At 63.1% G+C, this 14,255-nt stretch carries 15 protein-coding genes; 11 read left to right on the top strand and 4 right to left on the bottom strand.

Translation table 11 applies throughout. From position 1 onward, the window contains the following. The first annotated feature begins 68 nt into the window (after window positions 1–68). Both ACMCNM_RS23395 and ACMCNM_RS23390 read left to right on the top strand, forming a co-directional pair. A complete protein-coding gene (locus ACMCNM_RS23395; protein ID WP_412765514.1) occupies window positions 69–971 on the top strand; it encodes a dihydrodipicolinate synthase family protein in 903 nt (300 codons plus the stop codon). A 2-nt stretch (window positions 972–973) separates the two neighbouring features. Further along, window positions 974–2,464, top strand: a complete 1,491-nt coding sequence (locus tag ACMCNM_RS23390; protein ID WP_099430179.1) for an aldehyde dehydrogenase — start codon at window positions 974–976, stop codon at window positions 2,462–2,464. 130 nt (window positions 2,465–2,594) lie between these two features. On the opposite strand, the gene ACMCNM_RS23385 is transcribed toward ACMCNM_RS23390, so the two are convergent. Then, window positions 2,595–3,065, bottom strand: coding sequence for an RNA methyltransferase (locus tag ACMCNM_RS23385; protein ID WP_027594606.1), 471 nt, complete (start codon window positions 3,063–3,065; stop codon window positions 2,595–2,597). Window positions 3,066–3,136: 71 nt separating this feature from the next. Continuing rightward, complete coding sequence (locus ACMCNM_RS23380; RefSeq protein ID WP_027594605.1) at window positions 3,137–3,508, bottom strand: YajD family HNH nuclease; 372 nt, start codon at window positions 3,506–3,508, stop codon at window positions 3,137–3,139. Between the two features lie 132 nt (window positions 3,509–3,640). Between ACMCNM_RS23380 and ACMCNM_RS23375 the strand changes: the two genes are divergently transcribed. Then, a complete protein-coding gene (locus ACMCNM_RS23375; RefSeq protein WP_186680926.1) occupies window positions 3,641–3,919 on the top strand; it encodes a hypothetical protein in 279 nt (92 codons plus the stop codon). 335 nt (window positions 3,920–4,254) lie between these two features. On the opposite strand, the gene ACMCNM_RS23370 is transcribed toward ACMCNM_RS23375, so the two are convergent. After that, window positions 4,255–6,297, bottom strand: a complete 2,043-nt coding sequence (locus ACMCNM_RS23370; RefSeq protein WP_412765513.1) for a S9 family peptidase — start codon at window positions 6,295–6,297, stop codon at window positions 4,255–4,257. A gap of 132 nt (window positions 6,298–6,429) precedes the next feature. Here ACMCNM_RS23370 and ACMCNM_RS23365 point away from each other — a divergent pair, with 132 nt between their 5' ends. Genes ACMCNM_RS23365 through ACMCNM_RS23355 form a run of 3 tightly spaced genes read left to right on the top strand, consistent with a single transcriptional unit; the run spans window position 6,430 to window position 8,247 of the window. Next, window positions 6,430–6,927: a hypothetical protein gene (locus tag ACMCNM_RS23365; RefSeq protein WP_027594602.1), complete on the top strand. Its 498-nt coding sequence runs from the start codon at window positions 6,430–6,432 to the stop codon at window positions 6,925–6,927. 15 nt (window positions 6,928–6,942) lie between these two features. Continuing rightward, window positions 6,943–7,716 (top strand): class II glutamine amidotransferase, encoded by a 774-nt coding sequence (locus tag ACMCNM_RS23360; RefSeq protein WP_027594601.1) that lies wholly within the window; start codon window positions 6,943–6,945, stop codon window positions 7,714–7,716. 9 nt (window positions 7,717–7,725) lie between these two features. Beyond that, window positions 7,726–8,247 (top strand): DUF2937 family protein, encoded by a 522-nt coding sequence (locus tag ACMCNM_RS23355; RefSeq protein WP_186703820.1) that lies wholly within the window; start codon window positions 7,726–7,728, stop codon window positions 8,245–8,247. Window positions 8,248–8,380: 133 nt separating this feature from the next. On the opposite strand, the gene ACMCNM_RS23350 is transcribed toward ACMCNM_RS23355, so the two are convergent. Then, the gene (locus tag ACMCNM_RS23350; RefSeq protein WP_027594599.1) at window positions 8,381–9,292 is read right to left on the bottom strand and encodes a LysR family transcriptional regulator; all 912 of its coding nucleotides are present in this window, start codon (window positions 9,290–9,292) and stop codon (window positions 8,381–8,383) included. Between the two features lie 131 nt (window positions 9,293–9,423). On the opposite strand from ACMCNM_RS23350, the gene ACMCNM_RS23345 reads away from it, so the two are divergent. The 5 genes from ACMCNM_RS23345 (at window position 9,424) to ACMCNM_RS23325 (ending at window position 14,228) form a co-directional block, all read left to right on the top strand. Continuing rightward, entirely contained in the window at window positions 9,424–10,710 is a 1,287-nt protein-coding gene (locus tag ACMCNM_RS23345; RefSeq protein ID WP_186680922.1) for an MFS transporter, read from the top strand. 9 nt (window positions 10,711–10,719) lie between these two features. Continuing rightward, entirely contained in the window at window positions 10,720–11,499 is a 780-nt protein-coding gene (locus ACMCNM_RS23340; RefSeq protein ID WP_412765512.1) for a 5-oxoprolinase subunit PxpA, read from the top strand. Continuing rightward, window positions 11,496–12,191 (top strand): 5-oxoprolinase subunit PxpB, encoded by a 696-nt coding sequence (gene pxpB / locus ACMCNM_RS23335; protein ID WP_186680918.1) that lies wholly within the window; start codon window positions 11,496–11,498, stop codon window positions 12,189–12,191. Before ACMCNM_RS23340 ends, pxpB begins: the two co-directional genes overlap by 4 nt. Beyond that, window positions 12,188–13,105: a biotin-dependent carboxyltransferase family protein gene (locus ACMCNM_RS23330; protein ID WP_412765511.1), complete on the top strand. Its 918-nt coding sequence runs from the start codon at window positions 12,188–12,190 to the stop codon at window positions 13,103–13,105. The genes pxpB and ACMCNM_RS23330 overlap by 4 nt, the downstream gene beginning before the upstream one ends. 331 nt (window positions 13,106–13,436) lie before the next feature. Continuing rightward, a complete protein-coding gene (locus ACMCNM_RS23325; RefSeq protein ID WP_412765510.1) occupies window positions 13,437–14,228 on the top strand; it encodes an RHS repeat-associated core domain-containing protein in 792 nt (263 codons plus the stop codon). Window positions 14,229–14,255: the final 27 nt, after the last annotated feature.

Below are 14,255 nucleotides of genomic sequence, written 5' to 3'. Positions count from 1 at the left end.
CGAAAAGCCGCCGCAGCGTAGACCGCTGTGGCTTCTACACCCCTGAACAACGCACTGGAGAACCTACCGTGAAATTCGAAGGCATCTACACCCCGGCAATCACTCCGCTGGCTGCGGACGGCTCGATCGACAAGGCGGCGTTCGCCGAAGTACTCGACTACCTGGTCGAATCGAAAATCCACGGCGTGATCATCGGTGGCTCCACCGGCGAGTACTACGCCCACACCGCGCAAGAGCGCATCGAACTGGCCGCCCAGGCCAAGGACGTGCTCAATGGCCGCCTGCCGCTGATCATCGGCACCGGCGCGATCCGCACCGAAGACTCCGTGGCCTTCGCCAAGCACGCCAAGGAAATCAAGGCCGACGCGCTGTTGGTGGGCACGCCGCCGTACGCGCTGCCGACCCAACAGGAAATCGCCCTGCACGTCAAAGCGGCCGACGCGGCTGCCGGCCTGCCGATCATGCTCTACAACTACCCAGGCCGCATGAGCGTGGGCATGGGCGAGGAATTCTTCGATGCGGTCGCCGATGTGAAAAACATCGTCGCCATCAAGGAGAGCTCGGGCGACATGGCCCAGTTGCACCGCTTGGCCATCCAGCGCCCGAATATCCAGCTGTCGTGCGGCTGGGACGACCAGGCTCTGGAGTTCTTCGCCTGGGGCGCGCAGAGCTGGGTTTGCGCCGGTTCCAACTTCATCCCGCGTGAGCACGTGGCCCTGTTCGAGGCCTGCGTGATCGAGAAGGACTTCGCCAAAGGCCGCCGCATCATGGCCGCCATGATGCCGCTGATGGACTTCCTCGAAGGTGGCAAGTTCGTCCAGTCGATCAAGTACGGCTGCGCGCTGAACGGCCTGAGCACCGGTGGCGTGCGCAAGCCGCTGTACGACCTGGATGCCGCCGAGAAGCAGGCACTCGAGCGCGTGGTCACTGAACTCAAGCGCAACATCGCCCAGATCACCGGAGGTGCCTGACCATGGCTGAATTGCTGAGCAAGGAACAGTACGCGGCCATCGCCGCCGACCTGCAGCTGCGTACCCAGGCGTTCATCGACGGTGAGTTCCGCGATGCCGTCTCGGGCCGCACCTTCGTCACCACCAACCCGGCCACTGGCAAACAGCTGGCCGAAGTCGCCGCCTGCGACGTGCAGGATGTCGACGTTGCCGTGGCGGCGGCCAAGCGTGTCTTCGAAGACGGCTCGTGGTCGAAATTGCAACCCGCTGAGCGCAAGCACATCCTGCTGAAGTTCGCCCAGCTGCTGGAAGACAACAGCCACGAACTGGCGGTTTTGGAGGCACTGGACAGCGGCAAGCCGGTCAGCGAATGCCAGAACGTCGACGTACCGGAAACCATCCACACCCTTCGCTGGCACGCCGAGCTGATCGACAAGATCTACGACAACACCGCCCCCACCGGCAATGCGGCCGTGACCATGGTGGTGCGTGAAGCCATCGGTGTGGTCGGCCTGGTGCTGCCGTGGAACTTCCCGCTGCTGATGCTGGCCTGGAAGATTGCCCCGTCGCTGGCGGCCGGTTGCTCGATCGTGGTCAAGCCAGCCAAGGAAACCACCCTCAGCGCCCTGCGCGTGGCCGAGCTGGCGCATCAGGCCGGCGTACCGGCGGGTGTGTTCAACCTCGTGCCAGGCGGTGGCCGTGAAGTGGGCGAGGCCATCGGCCGCCACATGGACATCCCGATGGTCAGCTTCACCGGCTCCACCGACACCGGCCGCCTGTTCCTGAAATACGCCGCCGAGTCGAACCTCAAGCGCATCGTGCTGGAGCTGGGTGGCAAGAACCCGGCCGTGGTCATGAATGACTGCGAAGACCTGGACGAAGTGGCCCAGTTCGTCACCGCCGGTGCGTTCTGGAACATGGGCGAAAACTGCTCGGCGTCCTCGCGCCTGATCGTGCACAAGGACGTCAAGGACGAGCTGCTGACGCTGATCGGCAAGCACTTGAAGGACTGGAAGCTGGGCGACCCGCTGGACCCGGAAAACCGCTTGGGGGCGATGGTCAGCAAAGCGCACTTCGAGAAGGTGAAGTCTTACCTGGAATATGCCGCCGAGCAGAAGCTCAACGTGGTGCAGGGCGGTGAGACCGAGCAGGGCGTGTTCGTGCAACCGACCATCGTTGACGGGGTGACGCCTGACAATCGGTTGTTCGTCGAGGAAATCTTCGGGCCGGTGCTGAGCGTGACCAGCTTCGAAACCATTGACCAAGCGATCGAGCTGGCCAACGACACCATCTACGGCCTGGCGGCTTCGGCCTACACGGGCAGCCTGCGCAATGCCCTGCGCCTGTCGCGGGAAATCCGCGCGGGTGTGGTCACGGTCAACTGCTTCGGCGAAGGCGATGCTTCGACGCCGTTCGGTGGCTACAAAGAGTCCGGCTTTGGTGGGCGCGACAAGTCCATCTGGGCGCACGATCAGTACACGGAGTTGAAGACCATCTGGATCAACGCTTCGTGAGCTGACTGCAGGACGGTGCTGTTCTGACGGAGCTCAGCACCTGGCCGCCTCTGGTGATGCCTCTACCGACCTGTAGGAGCAGCCTTGTGCTGCGAAGAGGCCGGTACAGGCACCCTCAGAGGCGGCTTTTTTACTTGAACTTGGGCCCCGACCGGGTATTCAGCCCTTTGGCCATCCGGTCATACAGCACCACGTTCACTGTCGCCGCCAGGTTCATGCAGCCCTGGGTCGGGATGTAGATGGTCTCTTCACACCACCCCCGCACATCCGCATCGAGGCTGCCGTCTTCTGGCCCGAAAATGTAGATGGCGCGATCCGGGTGGGTGTACTCGGGCAGCGGCCGTGCGCCGTCGACCAGTTCTACCGCCACCGGCGTGCAGCCCAGCGGAATGATGCGTTGCAGGTCGTCGATGCCGATCAGCGGGATGTCGTAGTGCACACGTTTGGTGTCGGTGACGAAGTCGCGGGCGCGCTCATACCGTTTGCCGGTGTAGAACACCGAGTTGACGCCGTAGCAACCCGCTGCGCGCATCACCGAGCCGACATTTTCCGCCGACTTGGGGTTGAACAGGCCGATGCAGCTGTATCGTTTGTTTGCCACGTGCCGGGGCCCTTCGCAAAAAAAGCGCGATTATACGGGCTCGCCGGCCGCAGCGGGGGCTGTGTCGATGGTCAGTCTTTTTTCAGCAGGCCAGCCAGCCCGGCAAACGGGTTATGGGTAGCCTTGGCGATGCTCGGGGTGCTGGTCGAGCCTTCGCTGAAATACTGCTGGTCGGTGTAGCGCGAGTGTTCGTTGTCGTGGCAGTACAGGCACAGCAACTCCCAGTTCGAACCGTCCTGCGGGTTGTTGTCGTGGTTGTGGTCACGGTGGTGCACGGTCAGCTCGCTCAGGCGCTTGCCGGCAAACTCGCGGGCGCAGCGGCCACACACGTGCGGGTACATTTTCAGGGCCTTGTCGCGGTAGCCCATCTCTTTGTCGCGCTTGGCGTCGGCAAGGATGCGGTCGAGGCGTGCGGTGGCGGCGGAGGTAGAGGCCGAACTCATGGTGTTTCCTTTGTTCTGATCAGGCAAATGACGGTTATGCCACTGAGTCTAGCGCGCTTGCAGGCCAGGCGGACAGGCGAAAGCTTCCATTTAGGCGTAGCCTGTAGGACGGTTCCCGACAGGAGGTTGCTGATGTTGCATGCGATCCTCACCGCGTTGCTCCTGGCTGGCCTGCCCATGGCCGAAGCCGCCAGCGCGCCACCCCGGCTCAATACACCCGTGCCCGGCGCCCCCGGCACGCCCACGCCCACGCCCTATCCGCAGATCACCCCGAGTACGCCGCCGAAGGCTTATGACAGCCAGCCTGGCGCACCGTTGTTGCCGCCAATGCCGGTGCCTGGGCCGCCGAAGGACCAGCCATTGCCAGGCTTGCGGCCAGAGCCGCCGAAGGTGCAGGTGGAGGAGGATTAGAGTGACGGTTTTGGGCGGGAAGGGTTTGCCGTGGCATTTGCAGTGTGGCGAAGATCGAGCGCCGCCCGCGCGGCGCATCGCGAGCAACGCTCGCTCCTACGTTTGTTTCGGGCCAGTCACGCCGGTGCCAGCGCGCGCGACCGCCTTGTTTATACGTCCCGATATTGAGCTGGACGCCAAGGGGCCGCGCGCCAATGCCTCAGGAATAATTGGCCAGAAACAAACGTAGGAGCGAGCGTTGCTCGCGATGCGCCGCGCGGGCGGCGCTCGGTTTCAAAGCCGCTGCATCCCCAACGGCATGCACCTATAAAACACTGTGCGGTCTCACCTTTGCGCTACACCACCCCCAACTCGCCAAACACGAACGCATACTCCAGCGCCACATCCTTGAGCCCCTGGTACCGCCCACTCATGCCGCCATGCCCAGCCCCCATTTCAGTCTTGAGCAGCAGCAGGTTGTCATCGGTCTTGAGCGTGCGCAGGCGGGCGACCCACTTGGCAGCCTCCCAATACTGCACGCGGCTGTCGTTGTACCCGGCCACCACCAGCATGGCGGGGTAGGCCTGGGCTGTTACGTTCTCGTACGGTGCATAGGCCTTGATGCGCTCATACACCTCGGGCTCTTGCGGGTTGCCCCATTCGTCGTACTCGGTGACGGTCAGCGGCAGGTCGGGGTCGAGCATGGTGTTGAGCACGTCGACGAAAGGTACTTCGGCAATCGCGCAGCGGAACAACTCGGGGCGCAGGTTGAGCACCGCGCCCATCAACAACCCACCCGCGCTGCCGCCGCTGATGGCCAGGCGCTCGGGCGAGGTCACGCCTTCGGCGATCAGGTGCTCGGCACAGGCGATGAAGTCGGTGAAGCTGTTCTGCTTGTGTGCCTGCTTGCCGGCCCGGTACCAGGATTCACCCAACTCGCCACCACCGCGCACGTGGGCAATGGCAAAGGCCACGCCGCGCTGCAGCAGGCTCAGGCGGGCATGCGAGAACCACGGGTCGAGGCTTTCGCCATAGGCGCCGTAGCCATACAGGTACAGCGGCACGGTCTTGCCCAGGTCTTCGCGGCGGCGCACCAGGCTGATCGGCACCTGAGTGCCGTCCTGGGCGGTGGCCCACAGGCGCTGGCTGACATAGTCGTCGGCATCGAACGCACCCAGCACCGGGGTTTGCTTGAGCACCGCCTGTGCACCGGTGGCCAGCTCCAGCTGCCGCACCTGGGCCGGGCGGTTGAGCGCTTCGTAGCGCAGGCGTACGCGGGGGCTGACGAACTCAAGGCTGTCCTGCACGTAAAGGCTGTAGGCAGCATCCGGCAATTCGACACGGTAAGCCGCCAGGCCCTGGGGGCGTACTTCGATGATCGGCAGGCCACCTTCGCGCAGGCTCAGGGTCAATGCCCCTGCGTTGAGGCTCAGGCCTTCCAGCATCACCTCGTCGCTGTGCGCTACCAGCAACTGCCAGCGATCACGGGTCGGTACGTCATCGGCCGGGGCGTGGTACAGGGCGAAGTTGATGCCGTCCTGGTTGGTGCGGATGAACCAGCGCCACTCGCCATCGAGCTGGCCGTGGTCCGGGAAGTACTCATGGTCTTCAACCCGTGGCGCCAGGCAGGTGAACGGCAGCTGCGGCGTTTCGGCATCGAGTACCCAGGCCTCGCTGGTGGTCTTGCTGTTCAGCAGCAGCACCAACTGGCGTTCGGAGCTGGTGCGGTAGCAATGCAGGAAGAAACGGCCGTCGGGCTCCTCGAACACGGTAGCCGCGCCGCTGCTACCCAGGGTGTGACGACGCAGGCGCCAAGGGCGATGGGTGTCATCCAGTTCGGCGAAGAACAGCGTCTGGCTGTCATTGGCCCAGGTCAGGCTGCCGTCGCAGTCCTCGAAGGGCAGGGGGGTGATGCTGCCGTCGCCCAGGTCCTTGACGTACAGGGTGTAGATTTCGTCGCCGCTGGTATCGAGGCTGTAGGCCAGCAGGCGGTGGTCGGGGCTGACGTTGAACGCCCCCAGTGACAGGAAGCCGCCGTTGGCCAGTGCGTTGGGGTCGAGCAGCAGCTGTTCGCGGCTTTCATCCACAGTATTGGAGTCGTCAGCCGGGCGCGGGCAGCGGTAATGGCGCGGGTATTCGTCGCCGGCGGTGGTGCGGGTGTAGTACAGGTACGGGCCCCAAGGGGAGGGCAGCGACAGGTCGGTTTCCTGGATGCGGCCTTTGATTTCCTCGAACAGCTGTTCGCGCAGGGGCGCCTGGTCGGCCAGGCAGGCTTCCTGGTAGCTGTTCTCGGCCTGCAGGTATTCGAGCACCTCGGGCGCGTCGCGCTGTTGCAGCCAGGCGTACGGGTCGGCGGCTTGGTCTGCACGGGCGATGGGGGGCTGGGGCTTGGTGGGCATCGGGGGTCCTTGGCTGAGGGCTTGCGGTGCCTGTTCAGGCTGCTTCGCGGGCAAGCCTGAACAGGGAAGCGCTGTCTGCGCCCTGAAAAGTGTTTATCATAGGCAACTCTTTGCCTGGCTTGCACGAACACCATGACCGAGAACGACTATACCCTCGCCTGGGGCCTGTACGCCCTTGCCGCCCTGGGCTGCCTGTTGGTGGGCTTCAAGCTCACGGGTTGGATGTGGCGCTGGCTGCGCGAACCGCTGCGGGTGATCCTGGCGGTACTGCTGCTGACCCCGACCATCGTCGACCCGGTCAAGGACAGCTTTGCCCCGGCCATCGCCATTACCGCCCTGGACGTGGCCTTCAAGGTCGGCAACAACGCCTGGCGCGCGGTGTCCGATTTTGCCATGTACGGCATGATCGCCTTTGGCCTGTACTTGCTCTTCGTGCTGGTGCGCTGGCCGCTGGAAAAACGTGCCCGTGAGCGCCGTGAGCAAGCCGAAGCCGCGGCCAAGCGCCAGGCTGCCGAAGATGACGAGGTCCGGGTCGATGCCCCGCTGGCGGCCGAGCGCCGCGACCGTTACCGCAACGATCCACCCCCTGCCGCGCCTGCGGGCGGCGGTCGGGTCGAGCCTCGCCTGTAAATCGGAGACACGCGCATGTGCGAACTGCTGGGCATGAGTGCCAACGTCCCCACCGACATCGTTTTCAGCTTCACCGGCCTGATGCAGCGCGGCGGCCGCACCGGCCCGCACCGTGATGGCTGGGGCATTGGCTTCTACGAAGGGCGCGGCCTGCGCCTGTTCCAGGACCCCGCCGCGAGCAGCGAGTCGGAAGTCGCCAACCTGGTGCAGCGTTACCCGATCAAAAGCGAAGTGGTCATCGGCCACATCCGCCAGGCCAACGTCGGCAAGGTGTGCCTGTCCAACACCCACCCGTTCGTCCGCGAAATGTGGGGCCGCAACTGGTGCTTCGCGCACAACGGCCAGTTGGGCGATTTCAAGGGTGAAGCGACCTTCTATCGGCCCGTGGGCGATACCGACAGCGAAGCGGCCTTCTGCGACTTGCTCAACCGCATCCGCGCGGCCTTCCCAGAGCCGGTAGCCGTGGAACAGCTGCTGCCGGTGCTGGTTGAAGCCTGTGCCGGTTACCGTGGCAAGGGTGTGTTCAACTGCATGCTCAGTGACGGCGACTGGCTGTTCTGCTTCTGCTCGACGAAGTTGGTGCACATTACCCGGCGCGCACCCTTTGGTGCGGCACGGTTGAAGGATGTCGACCTGATCGTCGATTTTCACACCGAAACGACCCCCAATGACGTGGTCACGGTGATTGCCACCGAGGCCCTGACCGAGAACGAGACCTGGGCGCGTTACGCGCCGGGCGAGTGGGCACTGTGGCGGCACGGAGAGTGCGTTTCGCAAGGCCAGAGCTAAGGACGCTGCATGTTCAGAAGTTACCTGCGGTTGTTGCTGTTCACCTTCGGCCTACTGGCCGGTATCCAGGTTCCGGGGCTGGTCAATGACTACACCCAGCGGGTCGAGGCGCACCTGTTCGAATCACGCCAGGCGCTGGATGGCTTCAAGCAGACGGCCGAACGCTTCTTCAATGGCGACCTCCAGGCGCTGCTGCGGCATTACCGCAGCAGTGATGACCCGGTGTTCAACAGTGATGCCAACAGCATCGAAAGCCTGATGATCCGCAACGAACTGCTGGAAAACGAATGGCAGGCTTTGCAAGGGTCGTGGGTGAGCCGTACCTGGCATGTATTGGTACAGCCGGACCCGCAAATGCGTGAAGAAACGCTCAAGGGCTACAGCTACCAGATTCTGCTGGTGCCAGAGGCGGTTGGCTGGGGCATTGGTGCCGGGTTTGTGCTGGCCTTTTTGGTCGAGAGCCTGTTGCTGGCGCTTGGCTGGGTGATCATGGGCGGGCGGCGCCGGGTGGTGAAGGAAAGCTGGCGCTGAGTCATGTAGCGCCTGTGCGGGCCTCTTCGCGGGGCAAGCCCGCTCCCACTGCTCCCACTGCTCCCAGTCTCAGTGGGCAGCCTGTGGTAGCGGGCTTGCCCCGCGAAAGGGCCGGTAAAGGCAGCGATAATCCCTAGACCAGCACAATCCGTTGCCCACCCACATCCTGCGCATACCGCTCAAGCACCTGCCGGCACACCTCGACCACCTCATCCACCAATGCCACCCCTGTCTGCCAGGCCACCACCAGCTCCAGGCTGGGCGGTGGTTGCAGCCCTTCCAGCAGCACCAATTCCCCCAAACCTAGCTCCGCATCCACCAAGGCCGGTGGCAGCGCACCCACCGCAAAGCCGTCGCGCAGTAGCCGGGTAATCGCTGCCACTGAATTCACACAGTTCAAGCGCGGTGTTTGCACCCCGGCGCCTTGCAACAGGCTGAGCACCTCCTGGTGCGGCCTCGAGTTTTTCGAAAAGGTCACGATGCGCTCGCGGCCCAGTTCCGCCAGCGAGGCGTAATCACGGTGCTGGAGCGAGCCTGCGGCCACGATCCAGCCCATCGGGTAACGCGCCAGGTCCAGGCTGCGGATCGACTGTTCACGCAGCAAGTCGGTCTGCAGGATCACATCCAGAAAGCCCTTCTGCAGCTGTTCGCGCAGGTTCAACGCGGTATCAGCCACCAGCTCGATCTCTACCTGCGGGTAGCGCTCGGTCAACGCCGCCACCAACGCGCTCATCCAGGTATGGATCACCGTGTCCATCACCCCGATGCGAATGCGTCCGACCTTGGCCCGGTCGCTGTCCAGCGATTGCTTCATGGCCTTGGCGGTGTCGAGCATACGCTCGGCGTATTCCAGCACCTTGCTGCCCTCCGGGGTCAGGCTGACGCCGCGCGAGTCGCGCAGCAGCAGTTTGACGCCCAGGTCGGCTTCCAGCGCGGCGATGCGGCTGGAGACCGAGGCCTGGGTGGTGAACAGCTTTTCTGCGGTCAGGCGGAAGCTTTTGAGCCGGGCGACCCAGACGAAAGTTTCGAGGAAACGAAGGTTCATGATCAGTTTTTCTTGTTCCAGACCGGCGGTTTTTCTCGTTGGACGCACCCGGCGCGGTCTCTGAACAATGATGCCCAGGCCGCGACGCAATAGGTCGCCCCATAAAACAATACCAACAAGCCGAGGCAAGCATGAACCCCACCGGCGTGCAGCAGCAGGTCGCTTCACCTTCTTCGACCGGGCCTTTCGCCTGGTACCGCGACATCGACAAGCAGCAACGACGCACCTTCTGGAGCTGCAAGATCGGCTATGGCCTGGACGGCATGGACACGCAGATGCTCAGCTTCGTCATCCCCACGCTGATCATGCTGTGGGGCATCAGCACCGCCGAGGCTGGGCTGATCCACACCAGTACGTTGATCGCGTCTGCCATCGGCGGCTGGGTCGCCGGCATCCTGTCCGACCGTATTGGCCGGGTCCGCACCTTGCAGCTCACGGTGCTGTGGTTCGCCTTCTTCACCTTCCTCTGCGGCTTCGCGCAAAACTACGAGCAGCTACTGATTGCCCGTACCTTGATGGGCTTTGGCTTTGGCGGCGAATGGACTGCAGGCGCGGTGCTGATCGGCGAAGTGATTCGCGCCCAAGACCGTGGCAAGGCGGTGGGCATGGTGCAGTCTGGTTGGGCCATCGGCTGGGGCTTGACCGCAATTCTGTACGCGCTGCTGTTCTCCTGGCTGCCGGCCGAGCAGGCCTGGCGCGCGCTGTTTTTGCTGGGGCTGGTGCCGGCCGTGTTCGTGATCTTCGTGCGCCGCCTGGTCAAGGACCCGGAGGTGTACCGCCAGGCCAAGGCGGCTGAGGCGGTCGAAGCACCGTCGCACTTCTACGAAATCTTCGCCCCCGGCATGCTCTGGACGACCGTGCGTGCATCCTTGCTGACCACCGGAGCGCTGGGCGGTTACTACGCGATCACCTCGTGGTTGCCGACCTTCCTCAAAAACGAGCGCGGCCTCAGCGTGCTGGGTACCGGTGGCTATTTGGCGATGGTGATCGTCGGTTCCTACATCGGCTATGTGGTCAGCGCGTACCTGTCCGACCTGTTGGGCCGCAAGAAGAACTTCATCCTGTTCGCCGTGGGCTCGTTCATCATCGTGCTGCTGTACACGCAGGTGCCGGTCAGCGATGGCGTCATGCTGTGGCTGGGCTTCCCGCTGGGGTTCTTCGCCTCGGGCATCTTCAGTGGCATGGGCGCGTTCCTGACCGAACTGTTCCCCACCCGCATTCGTGGCTCGGGGCAGGGCTTTTGCTACAACATCGGCAAGGTTATCGCCGCACTGTTCCCCTTGCTGATCGGCGTGCTCAGCCAAGAGGTGCCCCTGGGGTTAGGGATTGGTGTTTTCTCGGCCGTCTCGTACGGCGTGGTAATCCTGGCAGCGCTCAGCCTGCCGGAAACACGCGGCAAACACCTTCAGGCGCGGTAAGGTAGGCCTATGAACAGCGACAAGGGAGTCTGTGTGGTGGAACGCCTGCTTCTCAATTGTGACATGGGCGAGAGTTTCGGCAGCTGGCGCATGGGCCTGGATGCCGAAGTGATGCCGTTTATCGATTGCGCCAACATCGCCTGCGGCTACCACGCCGGCGACCCCAGCATCATGCGCCGTACTGTGGAGTTGGCACTGGCCCATGGCGTGACCATCGGCGCGCACCCGGCCTACCCAGACCTGGTCGGCTTCGGCCGCCGCTCCATGGCCTGCAGCCCTGAGGAAATCCGCGACCTGCTGCACTACCAGATCGGTGCGCTGGACGGCATCTGCAAGGTGCTTGGCAGCCGGGTGGCCTATGTCAAACCCCATGGCGCGCTGTACAACGACATGATGGCCGACCCGCTCAAGCTGCGCGCGGTGCTCAAAGCCGTGGCGGCCTATGACAGCGGCTTGCCGTTGATGCTCATGGCCACTGCCGACGACAGTGCGGCACAGGCCCTGGGGGAGGAGATTGGCGTGCCGCTGTGGTTCGAGGCCTTCGCCGACCGCGCCTACACCGCCAGTGGCCACCTGGTCTCGCGGCGCCTGCCCGGCGCCGTGCACCATGACCCGGCCCTCGTGGTCGAACAGGCCGTGCGCCTGGGCCGTGGTGAACCCCTTGTTGCGGACGATGGCAGCGCGCTGCGGCTGCGCGCCAGCACCCTGTGCGTGCACGGCGACAACGACAGTTCAGTGGCAGCGGTGCGGCAGATCCGCCAGGCCCTCGATGCGCTGGAGCACGCATGAAATTGCGCATTGAAGTGGTCGCCTTCGATAGCCTGATGGTGCGCCTGTTCGACACCATCGATGAAGCCAACATGCCGTGGATGCTCGCGGCCAGCCAGCGCTTGAGCGCCGCGTTCGGGAAGCACCTGGTGGACTTGGTGCCTTCCTACACCACGCTGATGGTGCAGTTCGATCTGCCGCCTGGGCAGGCGAGGGCGCTGATCACCCAAGCGCTGGAGGGGCTGCAGCCGGACACCGGCAGCGGTGGCCGTCGGCATGAGATTCCGGTGTGGTACGACGCCAGTGTTGGCCCTGAATTGCCCGTATTGGCGGCGCGCACCGGCCTGAGTGAGCAAGCGGTGATCCGCCTGCACAGCGAGCGCGAATACCCCGTATTCGCCCTCGGCTTCGCCCCGGGTTTCGGCTTCATGGGGCTGGTGGACGAGCGCCTGGCATCGCCGCGCCTGAGCACCCCGCGTAAGCGTGTGGCGGCGGGCAGCGTGGGTATCGCCGAGCGCCAGACCGCCGCTTACCCGGCGGTATCGCCAGGCGGCTGGAACCTGATCGGGCGTACCCCGGTGCGCCTGTTCGACCGTGAACGCGAAGGCTACAGCTTGTTGCAACCGGGGGATCGGGTGCGTTTCGTGGCGGTTTCCCACGCCGAGTTCAGGGCGTTGGGGGGGGATGACAGCCCACTGGAGGCGCAGGCATGACGCAGTTCAAGATCGAGGCCAGCACCGCGCTGTGCCAATTGCAGGATGCCGGGCGGTTTGGCGTGCGCCACCTGGGCGTGACCCAGGGCGGGGCGCTGGACTGGGTGGCGATGAATTGGGCCAACTGGTTGCTGGGTAACCCGCTGGGGGCGCCAGTGATCGAGGTGGCGCTGGGCGGATTCAGCGTGGTCGCCGAGCACGATTGCGTCCTGGCCTTGGCGGGCGCCGATCTGGATGCGCGGGTTGATGATCAGCCCCTGGCGCCTTGGCGCAGTTTTGCTCTGGCCAAGGGCCAGCGGCTGACTTTGAGGCAGCCCAAGCAGGGCGTACGCGCTTATCTTGCTGCGCCTGGCGGGTTCCAGGCTGAGACAGTGCTAGGCAGTTGCGCCACCGTTGTACGTGAGGCATTAGGCGGTATCGATGGTCGAGGGGAAGCGCTTGGCAAAGGTCAGGGGCTGACGTTTGTCGGTTTATCCCCGGCCTTGCGCGAAGTGCCTGGGGCGTTGCGGCCTGTGTATTCGGCGAAGCCTGTGCTCGACCTGGTGATGGGCGCGCAGATCGGTGACTTCAGCGGCATGAGCCTGTTTGAAGCGTTCAACAGTGACTGGACGTTGGACAGCCGCGCAGACCGCATGGGGATCCGATTGCTTGGGCCACAGCTGGTTTACCAGGGCGCGCCGATGATCTCCGAAGGGATCCCGCTGGGCGCGGTGCAGGTGCCGCCAGATGGGCAGCCGATCGTGCTGCTCAATGATCGGCAGACCATTGGCGGGTATCCGCGGCTGGGGGCGTTGACGCCGTTGGCGCTGGCGCAATTGGCGCAATGTATGCCGGGGGCGGTCGTCAAGTTTCAAGCGGTCGTGCAGGATACCGCGTGGCAGGTACATCGTGATTATCTGAAGCGTTGGTGCTGATGAGCAGCCGGTAAAGATCAACGCAGTGCAGTCGCAACAACCACCGCGGAGCTGTTAATTTTGCCAGTTGTAGGCGCGTTGCGATGATGCGAACGTTGCACTTCAACGCTCGGCAATGCTCCACTGCTGGAGGTGGCTCATTATTAGGAAAACATTTTTCTATGCGGGAAAACGACGACACTGTGAGCTGCATGACTCGGGGAGCATTTTATACTTTGGTACCGATACGGTGCCTTTGGCTATCCGGTCTTCTGCCAGTTTCAAGCTTGAAATATTGTGCCTCGCAGTCGACCGTTCCCGCTCAGTCCTGGGGGCGTATCAAACAGGTGGCGTGAAAGCAGCATACTCGGTTTATGGCGATCATTCCCGACACGAGTCCGCCTATCCACAGGCATTCAATGGTGAACATCTGGATGAAAACCTGCGCGGTTATCACTTGGGTCGCGGTTACCGGTTCTACGACCCTCTGTTGATGAGGTTCTTCACTGCAGATGCAGAAAGCCCCTTCGCCCAAGGTGGTATCAATGCCTATGCCTACTGTATCGGAGACCCGGTAAACAGAGTTGATCCCAACGGGCGAGGATATACGCTTGTAGAATTGGCACATCGGGCGAATTCAAAACTCCAGCGAGATGTTTTTCCTGCGGGGACAAAAGCACCTTTCTCGAACTTGGGTATCAAAAGCCGCTTCGACGGTTACGCCGTTGAAGGTCGCTTCAAAATCGGTGATGTCGGGCCGGTGGTTGAGCGCCTGCTTCCTGGAAATTTCGAGCCTTTGATGAAGCGTTACCCTGATCAGGCAGACGCCATCATGATCAATCTGACGGAGCGTGCGCTGAATCAAATAACGAGGGGCGTCACCAGCCAAAGCGCATTTGTCGAAAAACGCTTTCGTCAAGGAATGACGAAACTAGATGGTGATATGGTGATGTATCTGACAGAGAACGGTATTCCTTCCCAACAGTTTGCTGACGTACGTCAGTCCTTAAATGTCGGGGATGCCCAGCTCAAAAAGGAAGTTATAGACGTTTTCGAGAAACGGCTTGCACACATAAGGGATGGCAAGCCGTTGGATGAAAAGGATTGGTACGCTAACTTTTGGAATAACCGTGACACACCTTAGCTGCGCATGCAGGTGAGATGCAGCTAA

The organism is Pseudomonas sp. NGC7, from assembly GCF_047159675.1.
GTDB classification, from domain to species: domain Bacteria; phylum Pseudomonadota; class Gammaproteobacteria; order Pseudomonadales; family Pseudomonadaceae; genus Aquipseudomonas; species Aquipseudomonas kermanshahensis.
The sequence above is the reverse complement of the archived record's forward strand: the minus strand, read 5'-3'. Positions and strand labels throughout refer to the sequence as shown.

Coding starts and splice junctions, on each gene's coding strand:
- ACMCNM_RS23390 (WP_099430179.1), top strand. CDS start 974: ATGGCTGAATTGCTGAGCAAGGAACAGTACGCGGCCATCGCCGCCGAC.
- ACMCNM_RS23380 (WP_027594605.1), bottom strand. CDS start 3,508: ATGAGTTCGGCCTCTACCTCCGCCGCCACCGCACGCCTCGACCGCATC.
- ACMCNM_RS23375 (WP_186680926.1), top strand. CDS start 3,641: ATGTTGCATGCGATCCTCACCGCGTTGCTCCTGGCTGGCCTGCCCATG.
- ACMCNM_RS23370 (WP_412765513.1), bottom strand. CDS start 6,297: ATGCCCACCAAGCCCCAGCCCCCCATCGCCCGTGCAGACCAAGCCGCC.
- ACMCNM_RS23365 (WP_027594602.1), top strand. CDS start 6,430: ATGACCGAGAACGACTATACCCTCGCCTGGGGCCTGTACGCCCTTGCC.
- ACMCNM_RS23360 (WP_027594601.1), top strand. CDS start 6,943: ATGTGCGAACTGCTGGGCATGAGTGCCAACGTCCCCACCGACATCGTT.
- ACMCNM_RS23355 (WP_186703820.1), top strand. CDS start 7,726: ATGTTCAGAAGTTACCTGCGGTTGTTGCTGTTCACCTTCGGCCTACTG.
- ACMCNM_RS23350 (WP_027594599.1), bottom strand. CDS start 9,292: ATGAACCTTCGTTTCCTCGAAACTTTCGTCTGGGTCGCCCGGCTCAAA.
- ACMCNM_RS23345 (WP_186680922.1), top strand. CDS start 9,424: ATGAACCCCACCGGCGTGCAGCAGCAGGTCGCTTCACCTTCTTCGACC.
- ACMCNM_RS23340 (WP_412765512.1), top strand. CDS start 10,720: ATGAACAGCGACAAGGGAGTCTGTGTGGTGGAACGCCTGCTTCTCAAT.
- pxpB (WP_186680918.1), top strand. CDS start 11,496: ATGAAATTGCGCATTGAAGTGGTCGCCTTCGATAGCCTGATGGTGCGC.
- ACMCNM_RS23330 (WP_412765511.1), top strand. CDS start 12,188: ATGACGCAGTTCAAGATCGAGGCCAGCACCGCGCTGTGCCAATTGCAG.